The organism is Stenotrophomonas maltophilia, assembly GCF_006970445.1.
GTDB lineage: Bacteria > Pseudomonadota > Gammaproteobacteria > Xanthomonadales > Xanthomonadaceae > Stenotrophomonas > Stenotrophomonas maltophilia_AU.
On record NZ_CP033877.1, the window covers coordinates 3,623,479 to 3,642,644 of the forward strand.

13 protein-coding genes are annotated in these 19,166 nt (G+C 66.1%); 1 reads left to right on the top strand and 12 read right to left on the bottom strand.

All coding sequences use genetic code 11. The features are described 5' to 3' along the window. Nucleotides 1–4: 4 nt before the first annotated feature. The 12 genes from EGM71_RS16620 to gmk form a co-directional block, all read right to left on the bottom strand. The gene (locus EGM71_RS16620; protein WP_188485770.1) at nt 5–1,141 is read right to left on the bottom strand and encodes a CfaE/CblD family pilus tip adhesin; all 1,137 of its coding nucleotides are present in this window, start codon (nt 1,139–1,141) and stop codon (nt 5–7) included. Next, nucleotides 1,138–3,870 carry a TcfC E-set like domain-containing protein gene (locus EGM71_RS16625; protein WP_188485772.1) on the bottom strand — a complete coding sequence of 911 codons (2,733 nt, stop codon included), beginning with the start codon at nt 3,868–3,870 and terminating at the stop codon, nt 1,138–1,140. Before EGM71_RS16625 ends, EGM71_RS16620 begins: the two co-directional genes overlap by 4 nt. A gap of 61 nt (nt 3,871–3,931) precedes the next feature. Beyond that, the gene (locus EGM71_RS16630) at nt 3,932–4,432 is read right to left on the bottom strand and encodes a CS1 type fimbrial major subunit (RefSeq protein WP_188485774.1); all 501 of its coding nucleotides are present in this window, start codon (nt 4,430–4,432) and stop codon (nt 3,932–3,934) included. A gap of 500 nt (nt 4,433–4,932) precedes the next feature. Beyond that, nucleotides 4,933–6,003, bottom strand: coding sequence for a hypothetical protein (locus tag EGM71_RS16635; RefSeq protein WP_188485776.1), 1,071 nt, complete (start codon nt 6,001–6,003; stop codon nt 4,933–4,935). 307 nt (nt 6,004–6,310) lie between these two features. Further along, nucleotides 6,311–7,588 (bottom strand): citrate synthase, encoded by a 1,278-nt coding sequence (locus EGM71_RS16640; protein WP_014038331.1) that lies wholly within the window; start codon nt 7,586–7,588, stop codon nt 6,311–6,313. A gap of 296 nt (nt 7,589–7,884) precedes the next feature. Further along, complete coding sequence (locus EGM71_RS16645; RefSeq protein ID WP_010484049.1) at nt 7,885–8,127, bottom strand: type B 50S ribosomal protein L31; 243 nt, start codon at nt 8,125–8,127, stop codon at nt 7,885–7,887. A gap of 88 nt (nt 8,128–8,215) precedes the next feature. Beyond that, nucleotides 8,216–9,154: a nucleoside hydrolase gene (locus tag EGM71_RS16650; protein ID WP_188485778.1), complete on the bottom strand. Its 939-nt coding sequence runs from the start codon at nt 9,152–9,154 to the stop codon at nt 8,216–8,218. Between the two features lie 528 nt (nt 9,155–9,682). Further along, entirely contained in the window at nt 9,683–11,794 is a 2,112-nt protein-coding gene (gene recG, locus EGM71_RS16655; protein ID WP_188485780.1) for an ATP-dependent DNA helicase RecG, read from the bottom strand. 7 nt (nt 11,795–11,801) lie between these two features. After that, complete coding sequence (locus tag EGM71_RS16660; RefSeq protein WP_005410875.1) at nt 11,802–12,188, bottom strand: RidA family protein; 387 nt, start codon at nt 12,186–12,188, stop codon at nt 11,802–11,804. Between the two features lie 263 nt (nt 12,189–12,451). Further along, nucleotides 12,452–14,614 (bottom strand): RelA/SpoT family protein, encoded by a 2,163-nt coding sequence (locus tag EGM71_RS16665; RefSeq protein ID WP_005410876.1) that lies wholly within the window; start codon nt 14,612–14,614, stop codon nt 12,452–12,454. Nucleotides 14,615–14,721: 107 nt separating this feature from the next. Beyond that, nucleotides 14,722–15,021, bottom strand: a complete 300-nt coding sequence (gene rpoZ / locus EGM71_RS16670; protein WP_005410877.1) for a DNA-directed RNA polymerase subunit omega — start codon at nt 15,019–15,021, stop codon at nt 14,722–14,724. A gap of 110 nt (nt 15,022–15,131) precedes the next feature. Next, the gene (gene gmk, locus EGM71_RS16675) at nt 15,132–15,797 is read right to left on the bottom strand and encodes a guanylate kinase (protein ID WP_014038334.1); all 666 of its coding nucleotides are present in this window, start codon (nt 15,795–15,797) and stop codon (nt 15,132–15,134) included. A 290-nt stretch (nt 15,798–16,087) separates the two neighbouring features. Here gmk and fdnG point away from each other — a divergent pair, with 290 nt between their 5' ends. Next, the gene (gene fdnG / locus EGM71_RS16680) at nt 16,088–19,156 is read left to right on the top strand and encodes a formate dehydrogenase-N subunit alpha (protein ID WP_188485782.1); all 3,069 of its coding nucleotides are present in this window, start codon (nt 16,088–16,090) and stop codon (nt 19,154–19,156) included. Nucleotides 19,157–19,166: the final 10 nt, after the last annotated feature.

Here is a 19,166-nt window from a genome sequence, read left to right on the forward strand (position 1 = left end):
GGGATCAGGGTTTGGTGGTCGGCACGCGCAGCTCTACCGTCAGCTCGCCCTCGTAGAGACCGGGGCGTTTGCTGGCGATGGGCGTGGGCGGTGTTTCCAGCGTCAGTGGCGTGGGCACGCAGTACACGGGTTGGCTGATGCCCGGCAGCAGCACCATGCGCAGCTGTGCGCTGTCGATGCCGCGAAGCAGCTGTTCCTCACCGTGCTTCATCGCCAGAAGGTTGCCGCCGTAGTTCAGGCCAACCTGGTAGTCGAGGCGCTGGGTGTCGTCGCTGCCGCCGTCCTGATGCCAGACCGCGAAATCCCGCCCAGGCGGTGGGCGCGGCCCGCTGTCACGTACAGTGACGCCGAGGAATTCGCTCTGCGAACCCACACCGTCGTACAGGCACATATCCACGTCCTTGCGCCCGCCGACGACCTTGCGGATGGGGTCGTAGCGCAGGTCCATGTTGACCAGGGGTGCAACACCATCGAAGCCTGGGAAGTAGATCGAGATGGCGTCGTAGTCGGTGACGGTGAAGTCGAAGTTGAAGACGTAAGTTGCCAGATGCTGAGCGGGCGGCTTTCGAAGGTGAAGCTCAAGTGTTCCTCGCCAGGTTCCAGCGACGAGATTGGATAGCTCCTTCGTGTCAAGCACCAGCCCCAGCCCAGTTCCACCCGCACTGTCCGAGCCACACCTGCCAGATTCTGAAGATTCCAGCCGATAGAGCAGCACTCGCCAGAAATCCGTGCTGCATCGCTGAGTGATATCTGCACGATAGATGGCACCATCAATCGTGAGGTCTCTTGTCATACCACCACGCTGCTCCTGAAACCGAAGGGGAACCGGAGTTCCATACGCCTCTAGAGAAGCAACGTCTTCCGTCTCACAACGACCGGTTGCAGAATCCGAACGAGAGGTGCAGGTCAGGTAGAGCTTTCCATAATGCTTATCAGGATCGGGGTCGTAGGCGATCAGTGCTTTTGGCGGCATGATCTCGATGTTCCCCGGCATCGCCGAGCGATCCCACGCCATCTTGATATCGCGCGCAATCACACCACTCGGCGGATCCGTATCTGGCGGACGTTGCGCCCACGCCCTAGGCGCCAGCACCACCAGCGCACACACCAGCATCAACACCAACAACACACGCCGGTTCATGGCGTTCCTCCTGCAGCAGCGGTCTGGGGCGTGGCGGCGATCAACGCGCGTTCCTGCAGCAGGCGGGTCACGCGGGCCTGCTGGCGGATATCCGCCGGCAGCTGCGCCACGGCCAGCGGCTCGCAGTGCACGGCGCCGACCAGCAGCACCACCTGGCGGCGCTCGCGCACCTGCAGCGGGCAGTGCAGCAGGCGGTCGTCCTGCAGCAGGTACAGCGTTGTCTCGCGACGCGGGAAGTCGGCGACGAAGCCGCCGTTGGCGCTGGTGCCGGGCACCGGCGCGTTGAGGATGCGGGCGCCGCCCAGCGGCGCTCCGGCAAGATCCTTGGCGTTGCCGATGAAGGTGTAGGTCACCTCGATCGGCACCGGCATGCGCATCAGCCGCCCAGGGCTGAGGAACATCGGCCGTGCGCCACCCACGCCGGTCACGCGGATGGCGGCGATGCTGTCCAGCGTGCTGGCGTCCTGTACTTCGGCGCGGTGCGACTGATACGACGACAGCGGCAGCAACCGGCGCTCACCGATCTGCAGGCGCTGTCGGCGCAGACCGCCCACCTGCAGTTCGGCCGCCACGCCACGCAGGTCGATGTCATCGGTATCGGCCACCTGCACGGCCAGGCCGGCGTCGGCGCCGTTGCTCCCGCTCCAGTAGAAGCCGCGCTTGCCCAGTGCGAAGCCGGAGCTGTGCATGCCGCTGTAGGCAGTCTCGCTGCGGCCGCGCTGCTGGTAGTGCGCCAGCGTGGCGCCACTCTGGCCGAGGCTGTTCTGCAGCTGGCCGCTGAGCGTGGCGCTGTAGCGGTCGCTGTTGTTGGCGCGTAGTTCGGCCGACAGCTCGCGGTACTGCGCATCCACTTCCTGGCGCAGGCTGTGGCCAACGCTGTAGTTGATGTCCGGGCGCTGGTGCTGCGGCTGGCGCACGTCCACGCTGTAGCGACGCTGGCCGCTGCCGGCGGTGCCGCGCAGCAGGCGGGTCAGGCTCAGGTTGAAGTAGATGCCGCGGTCGCGTTGGTCACTGCCGCGCAGGCTGTCGCTGGCACGCTGCTGCCACACACCCACGCGGGTGGAGACGCTGAAATCCTGCCAGCGATGGCTGCGGCTGAAGCTGGCCTGCCAGGTGCGGCTGAGCTGCGGCTCACGGCGCGGCTGCCATGGCGCCGGCGGTGGCAGCAACGGATCCATCCCGGCCAGCGGATCGTCTTCCGCGCCCGGCAGGATGCGCCCGGCGCGCCAGGTCTGGCGCCGCGTGTAACCCACATAGGCACTGCCACCGGCCAGCGGCAGCGCCATCGAGGCGCTGAGCGAATTGGTACAGCCCAGCTGGTCGCGGGCGTCGGCCTCGAACTGGCAGGCCTTGCCGCGCATGCGCTGCTGGTAGATGTTCCAGGATGCGGTGCGGCGGTACGACAGCTGGTGCTGCTGGCCGGTGCTGCCATCGTTGCCGCGCATGCCGCCGAAGCTGGCGCGCAGTTCCTGGGTGGCGTACAGGCGGCGCAGGTCCACGCGCAACTCGCCATAGCGGAAGCCGCCCAGGTCGGCGGCGCCGGCCACCATCGCCACGTCGCGGCCCAGCGGCACGCGCATGCCGGCCACGGCCACACGCTCGCCATCGAAGCGATCACTGCGGCGCTCGTTGCGCCTGCCGCCCTGCACGAACCACTGCCACTGACTGTTGGTCCAGTCTCCGCCCTTGTCGAACGGCGCGTCTTCGCTGCGCACCAGCACGCCGTCTTCGTAGATGCGCAGGGTAATGGTGTAGTTGCCGAACGGGAAGTTGCGGGTGTCGATCTGGTTGATGCCGGCCTGCAGATAGGAGGTCTGCAGCAGGCGCGTGCCGTCGTAGGCATCCACGCGTGCGTCGCGCGCCAGCAGCACGGTCAGCGGCGTGGCCTGCACGGCGGCGTCGGCGTCCACATAGGCCTGGGTGGTGCCCACGCGCAGGCCCTGGAAGCGGTCCAGCGGCAGCATGCTGAAGCTGAAAGTGCCGCCCTGCGGACTGGATAGATTGCGGCGGTCCATGCGCCCGGCCTGCAGGTAGTGCGCCTGCCCCAGGTCATGGCGGTAATAGACGTTGTCGAACTGGAACGTGCTGTCACTACCACGGCTGCGGTAGCGCTGCTGGTTGAAGTTCCATTCGGCGGAGACATGCCCGCGGTCGAACAGGCCCAGCACGCCGGTGCCACGCGCGGACAGCGTCTGGTAGTCGCGGCTGCCACTCACATTGATCACCTGCTGGTGCAGGAAGGCGTTTTCGGCGTTGGCGCTGACGGTGTGGAAGCGCTCGGCAGCCGGCTTGCCCGGAATCCACTGGCGGGCAACGAACAGGCGCAGCGCGCCCTCGCCCTCGTCGTACAGCGCGCGCACGGCGGCGGGGTCCTCTGGTGGATCGAGATAGCCGCAGCCGGCGGTGGCGCCGCCGAAACGGCAGGCCAGATGGCTGTTGCGCGGCATGGGCTGTGACAACGCGGGCAGCAGCGTGGCCTGCGCCTCGGCGGGCAGATCCAGCGCCTGCAGCACGCTTGCGGGATCTTCCAGCTGCACGTGTTCCAGGGTCACGCGCACCGGCGACAGGCCGGCCGAGCGGCCGAACAGCTGGATGTCGAGTTGTTCGGTCTGGCCTTCGACCAGATCCTCGAAACCGGCGGGGACACCGTGGGCCGCTACCAGGGGAGTAGCCAGCGCCAGGGCGAGCGCGACCGCCAGCCGGGTAACGGCGGGGGCGTGTGGGGTCATGGGGGCACCGCTGGAGAAACGGCCGGCCCGCAATGCGGGCCGGCGCTGGGGAAGCCTTCGATCAGGGCTTCTGGCTCAGCACGATGTTGACGACGCCCGAGTAGCGACCCTGGGTCGTAAGCGGCGCCGGAGCGGTCTGGGCGATGACCAGCGGCATCGAGATCGAAGCGCCCGGGGTCGAGCCGGCACCAGTGAACAGATCGGCTGCCTTGAATTCGACAGCAGTGAGGCCCAGTGCCCGGTTGTTGAGGCTGACCGTCATCGGCACGGTGATCTTGCCGTCACCGTTGGCCAACACGAATGCACCGCCGATCTTGGCCTCGATGTCGGCCGTTTCATCATTGGAGTGGATGCGCACGTGCTGGGTGTCCGGAATCAGGCCACGCAGCGGATCGTGGGTCAGGGTGACGGCGTCCGGCAGCGGCGTGCCATCGTCGCGCAGCAGGGCCAGGGTCGGGTCGACGTCGGCGTAGACGGAGATCTTGGTTTCCACGGCGTGCGCGGACAGCGAAGCCGTGGCCAGCGCTGCAGCGAGCGCGGCCTTCTTGATAATGGCGTGCATGGGTTGTCTCTCTCGGACAAGGGGGAATATGAAAGCTCCCCTCCCCAAGGAGAAAAGGGAGGGAAGCGCCGCCCGCGGGGATGGGTGCGGGCGACGGAGAGAATGTTAGGAATCCCTTGTTGTGCAGGCCATTCAAGCTTTCCTAAAACATTGAACGTTAAGGAGAATCCTTGAAGGCGTTCAATCTTTGAGGGTTATGCAATTTCCCTCATTTGTGGAATGCAACAAACCTCATTGCCTTGCCTTTATAAAATCGAGCCGCGCTCGACTGCTGTTCACGCGGCGGGCGTGAGTCGAGCATGGCTTGACTCTGCAAATGCCTATCCAGGCGTGGCATGGATCTACTGGATGGCATCAAGCCGCCTTTCGGCGGCCTGATGGTACTTCGTGTTGGCGCGCGATCAGAAGAAGATCGCGTACAGGATCAGCAGCGGAATCGGTACGCCCAACAACCAGAGCAGAATCATTTTCATGGCAGGTCTCCTTGCATGGAACGGGGGTTACAGGTCGCGACGGCGGCCGCCCCAGGTGGCGCTGAGGCTGGCGAAAAACGCGCCGATCAGCAGCGTGATGAACAGCCACAGCGCGGCATACGCTGCTGCCTTGCGGGCGTCGTCGGCGGCCTGCTTGGCGGCGTTCTTGGCCTTCTCCAGCGCAGCACGCATGCGCGTCTGCACATCGGTCACGCGCGCCTGCGCTTCGGCCTGACTCATGCCGGTCTCGCGCGCGATCAGCTGGGACAGGTACTGGGTGTCGGCCGGGTCCAGGCCATCCCCCTGCAGACTGTTGACGATGATGCGGTTCACCTCGGCACGCACTTCGCGGCGATCACCCATCGGGCCATTGCCGGGCGTCGGACGCGGCGGTGCGGCCATGCGTGCGTCGCGCGGGCCGACGCTTGCGGCCGGCGGCGGCGGGGCCGCATTCGGATCCATCGGCGCACCCGGCGGAGGCGGCGTTGCAGGATCAGACGGCCCTGCGCTGGTGGCGCTGCGGAACAGCGAGTCCACCCAGTAGTTGAGGTCGCCTTCCGGCGCAGCCGCCGCAACGCTACCGGCGCCCGCTGCGGCAACGCCGGCGGTGGATACTGCGGCACCAGCCGTGGCACCTGCCACCTTCGCGCCCGTGCCCAGCACCCCACCGATGGCCGACGTGAGCAGACCGGCGGTGAGCAGCGTGGCCACCGCCCACGACACGAAGCCATGTGCGGTGTCGCGGAAGTAGGTCTCATCGCCGTGGATCTGCGTCCACTTGGTACGCAGGCGACCGGCCAGATAGCCACCCAGACCAGAAGCCGCCAGCGCGGTGAAGGTGAGCCAGATGATGCTGGACCAACCGAAGGTTTCCTTGCTGACGCCTTCGAACGACCACGGCGACACCGAGGACAGCCCCAGGCCCACGCCGAGAATCAGCAGGATGAGGGAGAGTGCAGCGGCAGCGGCGGCACCGGCGAAGATCGCGCCCCAGGACACGGCGCTTTCGCTGGGAGGAGCGACGATAGGGGCGGTGACGACAGTGGCGACGTCAGGGCCGAGCGGGCCGCGCTCGGGTGGGTCGAATCGGGTACTCATGGGACGGACGCTCCGGATCAGATGCTGCGGATGCAGCTGGCGTCCTGAGGCTGCGCGAGCGCTTGTGAAGCTGGCGAGACCCCTGAATCACGCGGTCTTGCCGCGGTGAAGAGCGTGCCAACCAAGGTTGGCACCTACCGATGGTTTTTCGCGAGTGTCGTAAGCGTGCCAACCAAGGTTGGCACCCACCAATGGTTTTTCGCGAGTGTCGAAAGCGTGCCAACCAAGGTTGGTATCCACCAGAGCCGAAGCAAAAAAAAACGCCCCGCGGATGCGGGGCGTTCTCGGCACAACCTACGCGGGGCGATCAGCCCTGGTAGTCGCGCACGTCGCTGCCGGTGTAGACCTGGCGCGGACGGCCGATCTTCATTTCCGGGTCAACCTGCTGTTCCAGCCAATGCGAGACCCAGCCGGAGGTACGGCCCAGGGCGAACATGACGGTGAACATTTCGGTCGGGATCTGCAGCGCCTTGTAGATGATGCCGCTGTAGAAATCGACGTTCGGGTACAGCTTGCGGGCGACGAAGTACTCGTCCTGCAGCGCGGCCTGTTCCAGCTTCACGGCCACGTCCAGCAGCGGATCCTGCACGCCCAGCTGCTTGAGCACCTTGCTGGTCATCTCGCCGATGACCTTGGCGCGCGGGTCGAAGTTTTTGTACACGCGGTGGCCGAAGCCCATCAGGCGGAAGCCGGAGGTCTTGTCCTTGGCCTTGACCACGGCGGACTCGACGTTGTCGGCGCTGCCGATCTCTTCCAGCATCTTCAGCACGGCTTCGTTGGCACCGCCGTGGGCCGGACCCCACAGCGCGGTGACGCCAGCGGCGACCGACGCGTACGGGTTGGCACCGGTCGAGCCGACCAGGCGCACGGTCGAGGTCGAGGCGTTCTGCTCGTGGTCGGCGTGCAGGATGAACAGCAGGTCCAGCGCCTTGACCACGTCCGGGTTCAGATCGTACTGGCCATCAGCCGACTCGAAGGTCTGCTTCAGGAAGCGGCTGACGTAGTCCAGCGAGGTGTCCGGCTTGTTGGCCGGCAGGCCCTTGCCGTGGCGGTAGATCAGCGCCGACAGGGTCGGCACCTTGGCGATCAGGCGCACGGCGGCCTGGCGGCGCTGTTCGGCGTCGGACAGGTCCAGCGAGTCGTGGTAGATGGCCGACAGCTGCGCGATCGCGGCTGCCAGGATGGCCATCGGGTGGGCATCCTTGGCGAAGCTGCCGATCAGCGTGTTGATCGAATCATCGACGTTGGCTTCGGCGGTCAGCTCATCGGTGAAGGCCTTCAGCTGCTCGGCGCTCGGGCGCTCGCCGTTGATCAGCAGGTAGGCCACTTCGACGTAGCTCGACTTTTCCGACAGCTGTTCGATCGGGTAGCCGCGGTACAGCAGCACGCCCTTGTCGCCGTCGATGTAAGTGATGGCGGACTTGCAGCTGGCCGTCGCGGTGAAGCCGGAATCGTAGGTGAAGAACCCCGTTTCCTTGGTCAGCTTCGCGATGTCGACGCAGTCGTTGCCAAGGGTGGGTTTGATGACGGGCAAAACGACGGACTTATCGCCGGCGTTGAGCGTGACCTGATCAAGATCGGACACTGTGTGCGCTCCTTCATGGGAAGGCGCCTGCCCAAGCGCATTGGTCAGGCACGTGAATGACGTCCTCGGCCTGTGCCGGGGATCACGCCATTATCGCACAGCAGCATTTGCCCGGCGCTAGACAGAAGTCGTAGACGGCAGGCGGCCAGAACCCGGCCAGCAAGCGGCCCGGATCGGCAAAAGCGTTGTCACACGAACGCAGTGTTCCGTCCATCCAAACGCCCGTTGGGTTGGCGTTGGGGAAAAACAAACGGCCGCGCAGAGCGCGGCCGTCGGTTCGAAGCTGGATCGACAGATCAGCGCGCGTAGCGCTTCTGGAACTTGTCGATACGGCCCGAGGTGTCGATGACCTTGTGCTTGCCCGTGTAGAACGGGTGCGAAGCAGAGGAAATTTCAACCTTCACCAGCGGGTAGTCGTTGCCGTCTTCCCACTTGATGGTTTCCTTCGTCGCCATGGTCGAGCGGGTCAGGATCTTGAAATCGGAGGTGACGTCATGGAAGACGACGTCGCGGTAGTTCGGATGGATATCGGCCTTCATGGGCTCACACCGTAAATGGGCTGGTGGTCAAGAGCGGCATTATAAGCACCGGTTGCCGCCCGGGGCAACCGGTGCCTGTCAATCGGCTTCAGTCCGCGCCCAGGGCCTGGCGCACCAGGGCCTCGAAACGCTGCTGGTCGTAGGCCATCAGCAGATCGCAGTTGTCCGGCTGGCCGGTCTGGCGGTTCCAGTCGACGATGGTGGCGCCGCGGCTGAACGTGCCGTTCAGCTCTACGTTCAGCGGCCGCGATTCGACCTGCAGCTGCCCTTCCGGGTTCAGCGCCCAGGCCATGGCGACCGCGTCGGCGGTGTACCAGCGGCCGCCCTTGCTGTCTTCGGACAGGCCACGGGTCTTGCGCGAGATCAGCTCGTAGAAGCGGGCACGATCGGAGTCGGCCTGCAGCCATTTCTCGGCTTCTTCCAGCGGCAGGCCGTGGGCGACGGTGGCCTCCCAGTCCGACACCAGCAGGTGCTTGAACGAGGTGAACACCACGTGCGCCGCTTCCGGATCGAAGGCGATGTTGAATTCGGCCGCCGGGGTGATGTTGCCGTGGCAGGTGACCGCCCCGCCCATCACCACGATGCGCTTGATGCGCTGGGGCAGGGTCGGGTCCAGCTTCAGTGCCAGCGCCAGGTTGGTCAGCGGGCCGAGCATCACCAGCATCAGTTCGCCGGCATGCTCGTGCGACAGGCGCAGGATGGCCAGCGCAGCGTGCTCGGCCTCAGCCCGGCGGCTCGGCGGCGGCAGGTCCACGTCACCATAGCCGTCACGGCCATGCACGTGGGCAGCGTCGACGGAGGGATGCAGCAGCGGATCCGGGCTTCCGGCAAACACCGGCACGTCGGCGCGGCCGACGATGTCGCAGAGCTTGAGGGCGTTGCGGACGGTGTACTGCAGGCCGACATTGCCGGCGGCGATGGTCAGGGCGACCACGTCATGCCGTTCATCGGCAAAGGCCATCAGCAGGGCCAGGGCGTCGTCCACACCGGGGTCGGTGTCGATCAACAGGGGGATCTTGTGGGTCATCGTTGCCGTCTTCAGATCGGCAACGAAGTGTGGACCGGGATGATGACCGTTGCAAGTACGGGGGTTGGGGGTTCTGGCAGGGCTGCGCCCTGCACCCGCCGAAGCGGTAGTGCCGGCCGCTGGCCGGCAACTTCAACAGCAACGTCAAAAGCAGGCTATCCGTGGGATGGCGGGGTGGGTCCGATGGCGGGGGACGGCGTGAATACATCCATGTAGCCTCGGTCGCGCCATCCATGGCGCTCACGCCCCCGCCACCGGACCCACCCCGCCTTCGACAATTTCCCGCGGTCTGTCGGGACGGCGTTCTGCTCTGAACGGCGTTCTGCTCTGGTAGGTGTCGACCTTGGTCGACACATCCACGCAATGCGTGGAGGAACATGTAAATGATCGAAGCGGCTCTCTGTAGAGTCGAGCCGTGCTCGACTCACGCGCGCAGCGCGAAAAGCAGCCGAGCGTGAGCTCGGCTCTACAGTAGATCCACGCCATGCGTGAATGTGTCGACCAAGGACCACACCCACCAAGGCGGCATTACGCCGAGGCGTAACGCACGGCGGTGCCGATCCAGCGCTGCACCACGCGATCGGCCAACGCGGGCTGCTGGTCCAGCAGTCGCTCGGCCAGCGCGTGGACGCCGGGCAGCAGCCCGGCATCGCGGGCCAGGTCGGCGATGCGGAAACCGGCCAGGCCGGTCTGGCGGGTGCCGAGCAGTTCGCCGGGGCCACGCAGTTCCAGATCCTTCTCGGCGATGACGAAACCATCGTTGGTTTCGCGCATGGTCTGCAGGCGCTCGCGCGCCATCTGCGAAAGCGGCGCCTGGTACAGCAGCACGCAGCGCGATACCGCCGAACCACGACCGACGCGGCCGCGCAGCTGGTGCAGCTGGGCCAAGCCGAGGCGCTCGGCGTTCTCGATCACCATCAGCGAGGCGTTCGGCACATCCACGCCCACTTCAATCACGGTGGTCGCCACCAGCAGGTCGATCTCACCGGCCTTGAACGCCACCATCGTCGCCAGCTTCTCGGCGGCCTTCAGGCGACCATGCACCAGCCCGACGCGCACGCCCGGCAGCAGCGCCTGCAGCGATTCGTAGGTGGCCTGCGCGGGGGTGGCATCCAGTTCTTCGCTTTCCTCGATGAGCGTGCACACCCAGTACACCTGCCGCCCTTCCTCGCAGGCCAGCGCGATGCGCTCGATCAGTTCCGGGCGACGGTCATTGTTGAGGGCGACGGTCTGCACCGGCGTGCGCCCCGGCGGCAGTTCGTCGATGGCCGACACGTCCAGGTCCGCGTATTCGGACATCGCCAGCGTGCGTGGAATCGGCGTGGCGGTCATCACCAGCTGGTGCGGCACGTTGTGCGCGCCCGCGCCCTTGTCGCGCAGGGCCAAGCGCTGGTGCACGCCGAAGCGGTGCTGCTCGTCGACGATGGCCAGGGCCAGATCCTGGAATACCACCGCCTCCTGCATCAGTGCATGGGTACCGACCACCACCTGCGCTTCGCCGCTGGCGACCTGCTCCATCACCTTGGCGCGCGCCTTGCCGGTGACCTTCCCGGCCAGCCAGGCGATGCGCACGCCCAGCGGTTCCAGCCAGCCGCGCAGGTTGTTGAGATGCTGTTCGGCCAGCAGTTCAGTCGGCGCAGCCAGCGCGACCTGCTTGCCCTGCTCCACCGCCAGCATGGCGGCCAGCGCGGCGACCACGGTCTTGCCGGAACCCACATCGCCCTGCACCAGCCGCAGCATCGGGCTGGGGCGTGCGAGGTCTTCGCGGATCTGCTTGAACACCCGCGCCTGCGCACCGGTCAGCGCGAATGGCAGCTGCTTCAGCAGCGCCTTGGCCAGCTTGCCAGGACCGGCCAGCGGCGGTGCATGGTGTGCCTGCAAGGCAATGCGCTGGCGGCGCAGGCTGAGGTGATGGGCCAGCAGTTCTTCCATCGCCAGGCGGCGCTGCGCCGGGTGGGTGCCGGCGGCCAGCGCGGCCAGGTCGGCATCTGGTGGCGGCCGGTGCACGGTCAGCAGCGCGCTGCGCAGTGACGGCAGGCCAAGGCCATCCAGCCAGCCGCTGGGCAGCAGTTCCAGCGTGCTTTCCTCGGGCAGTCGATCCAGGGCCTGGCCGATCAGCTTGCGCATGGTCATCGGGCCGACGCCTTCGACGGTGGGATACACCGGGTCGAGGCGGTCGCCGAGTTCGGGATCGTCGTTGCGGCCCAGCACCTGGTAGCTGGGGTGGACGATTTCCAGGCCGAGGTGGCCAGGCTTGGGCGTGCCAAAGCAGCGCAGTCGGTTGCCGACTGCGAACTGGCCGACCTGCTGCTGGCGGAAATGGAAGAAGCGCAGCACCAGGCTGCCCTGCCCTTCGTCTTCCACGGCGACCTTCAGCATCGGCCGGTAGCGCATGCCGCGCTCGACCGCGACCACCCGCACTTCCACCTGCGCCGGTACGCCCGAACGCAGGTCTTCGATGCGGGTCAGCCGGGTCCGGTCTTCATAGCGCAGCGGCAGGTGAAGCCAGAGATCCTGCAGGGTGGCCAGGCCACGCGCCTGCAGTTTGGCGGCCACAGCCGGACCGACGCCCGCGAGCATCGCCAGGGATGCTTCGCCGGACGGTGACAGTACCGGAGTGACCGCCGCCTTGCGTGCCACGTGGCGGTCAGTCGATGACCATCACCGCGTCGACCTCGAAGTTGGCGCCCTTCGGCAGGCCGGAGACTTCGATGGTGGAACGGGCCGGGTACGGGGCCTGGAAGTAGTCCTGCATGACCGCGTTGACCTTGGCGAACTCGCCCAGGTCGGTCAGGTACAGGCCCAGACGCACAACCTTGTCCAGCGAGCCGCCGGCGGCTTCGGCCACGGCCTTGAGGTTGTCAAAGGCGCGACGGGCCTGCGCTTCGACGTCGCCGGCGCCGACGATGTCGCCGGTGGCCGGGTCGAGCGGGATCTGGCCGGAGAAGTACACGGTGTTGCCGGCGCGCACGGCCTGCGAGTACGGGCCGATGGCGGCGGGGGCCTTTTCGGTGTTGATGATCTGGCGGGACATGGGTCGCTCCGGTGCTTGGGGGAAAACAGAGCGGTGATTGTACCGGGTGGGGCTGCATCCACGCATTGCGTGGATCTACCGCGCCGCTTCGGTAGTGCCGGCCGCTGGCCGGCAACCCCATGAACGTCGGAAGCAACGCGAAGTTGCCGGCCAGCGGTCGGCACTACCGGGAACATCCACGCTTGGCATGGATCTACTGCGATGCAACCGGTAGCGACGGGCCATTCCCGGCGAGTGCGCAATCATCCACGCATGGCGTGGATCTACTGGCGGCGTACCGACTGCACGACCGACAGGCGGCGCAGGCGGCGCATCACTTCGGCCAGGTGGTTGCGGTCGCGTACCTGGATGTTGAACGCCAGCACGGCAGCGTTGAAGTCGCGGTCCAGGTAGTCCACGCGCTCGATGTTGGAATGGCTCTGCGCGATGGCGGCGGCCAGCTGCGCCAGCACGCCGGTGCCGTTCTCCACTTCCACCACCAGCGAGGTGTCGTAGTCGCCGGAGACGGTGGTATCCCAGCCGATCGGCACCCAGCGCTCGGGCGACTTGCGCAGCTCGGCCAGGTTCGGGCAGTCCATGCGGTGCACCACGATGCCCTTGCCGGCGGTGTGGTAACCCATGATCTCGTCGCCGGGAATCGGCTGGCAGCAGCCAGCGAAGGTGACCACGCCACGCTCGCTGCCATTGATCAGGATCTTCTCCTGCGAATGGTGGCGCGAGTGCGGGCCGCCACGCAGTTCGGCGTAGGCCATCAGCGCCTGCGCGGCCTGGGTCGGCATCCAGTTGCCCAGTGCGACCTCGGCCAGCAGCGCCTCCAGGCGCGGGAAGCGGTGTTCGGCCAGGAACGCATCCAGGCGCCCCTTCGGCAGCCGCTCCAGCGACGAATCCATCGCTTCCAGCGCACGGTCGAGCATGCGATGGCCCAGCTGCACGGCGTCTTCGTGCTCCAGCTGCTTGAGCTGGTGGCGGATGGCGGTGCGCGCCTTGCTGGTGACCACGAATTCCAGCCACTGCGGTTTCGGCGTGGCCGAGCGTGCGGTGATGATCTCCACCGACTGCCCGGACACCAGCTTGGTGCGCAGCGGCACCAGTTTCTTGTCCACGCGCGAGGCCACCGCCATGTTGCCGACATCGGTATGCACGGCGTAGGCGAAATCGAGCGCGGTGGAATTGCGCGGCAGGGCCAGGATCTTGCCCTTCGGCGTGAACAGGTAGACCTCGTCCGGGAACAGGTCGACCTTGACGTTGTCGAGGAATTCCAGCGAGGACCCGGCAGCACGCTGCGAATCGATCAGTTCGACGATCCAGGCGTGCGCGCGGCTCTGCGCGCTGTTGGGCGAATCGCCACCGAACTTGTAGGTCCAGTGCGCGGCCACGCCGCGTTCAGCGATCAGGTCCATTTCCTCGGTACGGATCTGCACTTCGATCGGCGAGCCATACGGCCCGAACAGCACCGTGTGCAGCGACTGGTAACCGTTGGCCTTGGGAATGGCGATGAAGTCGCGGAAGCGACCATCCAGCGGCTTGAAGGTGGCATGCACCGAGCCCAGCGCGTGGTAGCAGCTGGGCACGCTGCGCACGACCAGGCGGAAGCCGAACACATCCATCACCTGGTCGAAGGATTTGTTCTCGTCGCGCATCTTGTTGTAGATGCTCCACGGGGTCTTGATGCGGCTGATCAGCCGATGCTCGATCCCCTCCTTGGCCAGGCGCTGTGACAGCTGCACTTCCACCTGCGCCATCGCCTCGCGGCGCACCACCGGCTGGCTGCGGATGTGTTTTTCGATGATGGCGTGGCGCCACGGGTACAGCGCCTTGAACCCCAGGTTCTGCAACTCGCTCTTGACCAGGCTCATGCCCAGGCGCTGGGCGATGGGCGCGTAGATCTCCAGCGTCTCGCGGGCGATGCGGCCGCGCGCTTCGCGGCTCTGCGCGCCCAGCGTGCGCATGTTGTGCAGGCGGTCGGCCAGCTTGATCATGATCACGCGCAGGTCGCGCGACATCGCCAGCAGCATCTTGCGGAAGCTCTCGGCAGCCGCTTCCTGGCGGTCGCGGAACTTCAGCTTGTCCAGCTTGGTGACGCCGTCGACCAGTTCGGCCACGGCTTCGCCGAACTCGGCAGCCAGTGCCTCACGGGTCAGCGGGGTGTCTTCGATGGTGTCGTGCAGGATCGCGGCAATCAGCGCTTCCACGTCCAGGCCGAGCTCGGCCAGCACCTGGGCCACGGCCACCGGATGGGTGATATAGGGCTCGCCCGACTTGCGCGTCTGCCCAGCATGCGCGGAGGCTCCGACTTCCCAGGCACGGCGCAACAGCGGCAGCTGTTCCGGCGGCAGGTAATGGGCGGCGCGTTCAAGCTGGAGGACGTAGTCGGGTACGGCGGCAGCGGGGGCTGCGGCGACCTTGGCAGTGGGGCCTGGGTTCATGCCCGCAGCCTATTCCAGCGCGACGTTTACGGCAAATCCTGAATGCGAAACAGCCCGCACGGGGCGGGCTGTTTCGGCACATCCAACGATTACGTTGATCGATGCGATCAATCGTCGTTCTTGGACATGTCTTCGTCGGCGACCACTTCCGCAGCAGCCCACTCCAGCGCTTCGCGCTCGGCGCGCTCACGCTCGGCCTTCTCGACTTCGTCGATCAGCGCGTTGTCGATCTTGCGGGCGGCGATTTCGCGCAGCGCCAGCACGGTCGGCTTGTCCTCGGTCTCGCTGTTGTCCAGCGTGGCCTGCACGCCGTTGGCGAGCTGGCGGGCACGCTTGGAAGCCATCATGACCAGTTCGAAACGGTTGTTAACGACTTCCAGGCAATCTTCTACGGTGATGCGGGCCATACGGGCTCCCGGCGACCGGTCGGCCGCTCAGTCGAATGAGGGAAAGGGGACGGAGTGTACTGGCAGGGGCTGGACAAAATCAAGCCAACCCCTACCCGATTCTTTTGGAATCAGTCAGTTGCGCCCGGATCAGGGGTCAGCAGGGCCTGGATCAGGCCGGCGTGGCGGACCTTCTGGGCCTCCCGGCGCAGGCGGCTGGCGGTGAAGATGGCGCACAGCTCGTCCACGGCGGTGTCGAACACCTCGTTGACGATCACGTAGTCGAACTCGTTGAAGTGCAGCATTTCATCGCGGGCCGCACCCAGGCGCTGGGCGATGACCGCCTCGCTGTCCTGGCCGCGCTTGCGCATGCGGTCCTGCAGGGCCTGCTTTGACGGCGGCAGGATGAACACGGTGACCGTGCCCGGCACCAGCTGGCGCACCTGCTGCGCGCCCTGCCAGTCGATCTCCAGCAGCACGTCCTGGCCGGCGGCCAGCTGCGGTTCCACCGACTGGCGGGCGGTGCCCTTCCAGTCGCCGTGCACCCAGGCATGCTCGAAGAAGTCGCCGGCGGCGATCATTTCCTCGAACTTCTCCGCAGAGACGAAATGGTAGTGCTGGCCGTTCACCTCACCCGGGCGCATCGCGCGCGAGGTGAAGGAGATCGACAGGGCGATCTGCGGGTCACGCGCCAGGGTGGCATTGACGATGCTGCTCTTGCCGGCGCCGGACGGGGCCGCAACGATGTACAGCGTGCCGCGCGCAACGGCGTCCGACGGCTTCGATGGGGCGCTCATGCGGGGGATCCAACGGGTTGATTTCGCAAGATTTTTCCTCGGTGTTCCAGATCCGGCGCGGAGGATCGCGCCAGGACGGCGGGGGCTGCGCGGAACATCCTGGAACCAGGCCCGGCAGACGCTTCCCCGGGGTGCGGGCACGCAACTTTACCAGAGCGGCCCCTTTGCGCGCCCGTCCGGCAGGCGCCGGGCCTTGTGCCACATGGGCATCCGGGGGCCTGTGCTATAACCGGGCCGTACCCAACGACAGCCCGGAGGCCTGCGCCTCCCCGCCATCCCAGGAGAACGGCATGCCATCGATGAGCCGCCGCCAGTTCCTGAAAGTGACCGGGACAACCCTGGTCGGCTCCAGTCTGGCATTGATGGGCTTCGCGCCCGGCATCGCGCTCGCGGAGGTCAGGCAGTACAAGCTGACCCGCGCGACCGAGACCCGCAACACCTGTACCTACTGTTCGGTGGCCTGCGGCATCCTGATGTACAGCCTCGGCGATGGCGCCAAGAACGCCGAGCCGAGCATCTTCCATATCGAGGGCGACCCGGACCATCCGGTCAACCGCGGCACGCTGTGCCCGAAGGGTGCGGGCCTGGCCGACATCATCCACAGCAAGTCGCGCCTGCTCTACCCCGAGTACCGGGCGCCGGGCTCGAACGAGTGGAAGCGGCTGAGCTGGGACGATGCGCTGGACCGCATCGCGCGGCTGATGAAGGAAGACCGCGATGCCAACTTCGTGCAGAAGAACGAAGCCGGGCAGACGGTCAACCGCTGGCTGACCACCGGCATGCTGGCAGCCTCGGCCACCAGCAATGAAACCGCGGTGCTGACCCACAAGGTCGTCCGCTCCCTTGGCATGTTGGCATTCGACAACCAGGCACGTGTCTGACACGGCCCGACGGTGGCAGGTCTTGCCCCGACGCTAGGCCGTGGTGCGATGACGAATCACTGGGTCGACATCAAGAATGCCGACCTGATCCTGATCATGGGTGGCAATGCCGCCGAGGCGCATCCGTGCGGGTTCAAATGGGTGACCGAGGCCAAGGCACACAACAAGGCCCGGCTGATCGTGGTCGATCCGCGCTTCAACCGCTCGGCCGCGGTGGCCGACGTGTACGCGCCGATCCGTACCGGCACCGACATCGTGTTCCTGGGCGGCCTGATCAACTACCTGTTGACGGAGGACCGCATCCAGCACGAGTACGTGCTGAATTACACCGACATGTCGTTCCTGGTGAAGGACGAATTCGCCTTCAAGGACGGCCTGTATTCGGGGTACAACGAAGAGAAGCGCAGCTACGACCGTTCCAGCTGGGACTATGCGTACGGTGACGATGGCTTCGTGCGCAGCGACCCGACGCTGAAGGACCCGCGCTGCGTCTACACCCTGCTCAAGCAGCACTACGCGCGCTACACCGTGGAGATGGTCGAACGCATCTGCGGCACGCCCGCCGACAGCATCCGCCAGGTCTGGGAGATGATCGCGTCCACCGCCGGCAAGGACAAGGCGATGACCATCCTGTACGCGCTGGGCTGGACGCAGCACTCGGTGGGTGCGCAGAACGTGCGCGCCGGCACCATGGTGCAGCTGCTGCTGGGCAACATCGGCGTGGCCGGTGGTGGCATGAACGCGCTGCGCGGGCATTCCAACATCCAGGGCCTGACTGACATCGGCCTGATGTCCGACCTGCTGCCCGGCTACCTGACGCTGCCGAAACAGGACGAGCAGGACTACGACGCCTACATCGCCAAGCGCACGCAGAAGCCCCTGCGCGCCAACCAGATGTCGTTCTGGCAGAACTACCCGAAGTTCCACGTCAGCCTGATGAAGTCGTGGTGGGGCGACGCCGCCACCGCCGACAACAACTGGTGCTTCGACCACCTGCCCAAGCTCGACAAGCCGTACGACATGCTGCAGGCGTACGAGCTGATGAACGAGGGCAAGATCCACGGCTACATCTGCCAGGGCTTCAATCCGCTGGCCTCGGCGCCGAACAAGGGCAAGCTGATCAGTGCGTTCTCCAAGCTGAAATTCATGGTCAGCATGGATCCGCTGGAAACCGAGACCATCGCCTTCTGGCAGAACCATGGCGCACTGAACGACGTCGACCCGAGCACGATCCAAACCGAAGTGTTCCGCCTGCCGACCACCTCCTTCGCCGAGGAGAACGGCGCGGTGGTGAACTCCTCGCGCTGGCTGCAGTGGCACTGGAAGGGGGCCAATCCGCCGGGCGAAGCGCGCAGCGACATCGAGATCATGTCCGAGCTGTTCCATCGCATCAAGGCGATGTACGAGAAGGACGGCGGTGCATGGTGGGAGCCGGTGCGCGACCTGGCCTGGAAGTATTCCAACCCGGAACTGCCGACGCCGGAAGAACTGGCGATGGAATACAACGGCAAGGCGCTGGCCGACGTGTTCGATCCGAAGGACCCGACCAAGCTGGTGCGCAAGGCCGGCGAGCAGCTGGCCGCGTTCGGCGACCTGCGCGACGACGGCAGCACCTCCTCCGGCTGCTGGATCTACATCGGTGCCTGGGGCCCGACTGGCAACATGATGGCGCGGCGTGACAACAGCGACCCTACCGGCATCGGCAACACGCTGGGCTGGGCATGGGCATGGCCGGCCAACCGCCGCGTGATGTACAACCGCGCTTCGTGCGACGTGGCTGGCCAACCATTCGATCCGCGCCGCACGCTGCTGGCATGGAACGGCAAGAACTGGGGCAGCGTGGACGTGCCGGACTTCAAGGCCGACGAAGATCCTGCCGGCGGCATGGGTCCGTTCATCATGAACCCGGAAGGCATCGCCCGCTTCTTCGCCAAGGCCGGCATGGCCGAGGGACCGTTCCCAGAGCACTACGAGCCGTTCGACACGCCCCTGCGCAGCAACCCGCTCAGCCCCGGCCAGACGTTGACGCTGAACAACCCGGCAGCACGCGTGTTCGCCAGTGACCGTGCCCAGATCGGTTCGCCGGATGAATTCCCGCATGTGGCCACCACCTACCGCCTGACCGAGCATTTCCACTTCTGGACCAAGCACGGCAAGCTCAACGCGATCATCCAGCCCGAGCAGTTCGTCGAGATCGGCGCGGCGTTGGCCGACGAGCTGGGCATCAACAACGGCAGCCGCGTGCGGGTCAGCTCCAAGCGCGGCCACATCGAAGCGGTGGCCATGGTGACCAAGCGCATCAAGGCCCTGCAGATCGATGGCCGGACCGTGCACCAGGTGGGCGTGCCGATCCACTGGGGCTTCCTCGGTGCAGCCAAGCCCGGATACATCGCCAATACGCTGACCAACGCCATCGGTGACGGCAACTCGCAGACGCCCGAATCGAAGTGCATCCTGGTCAAGGTCGAGAAGGTGTAGGAGACACGCC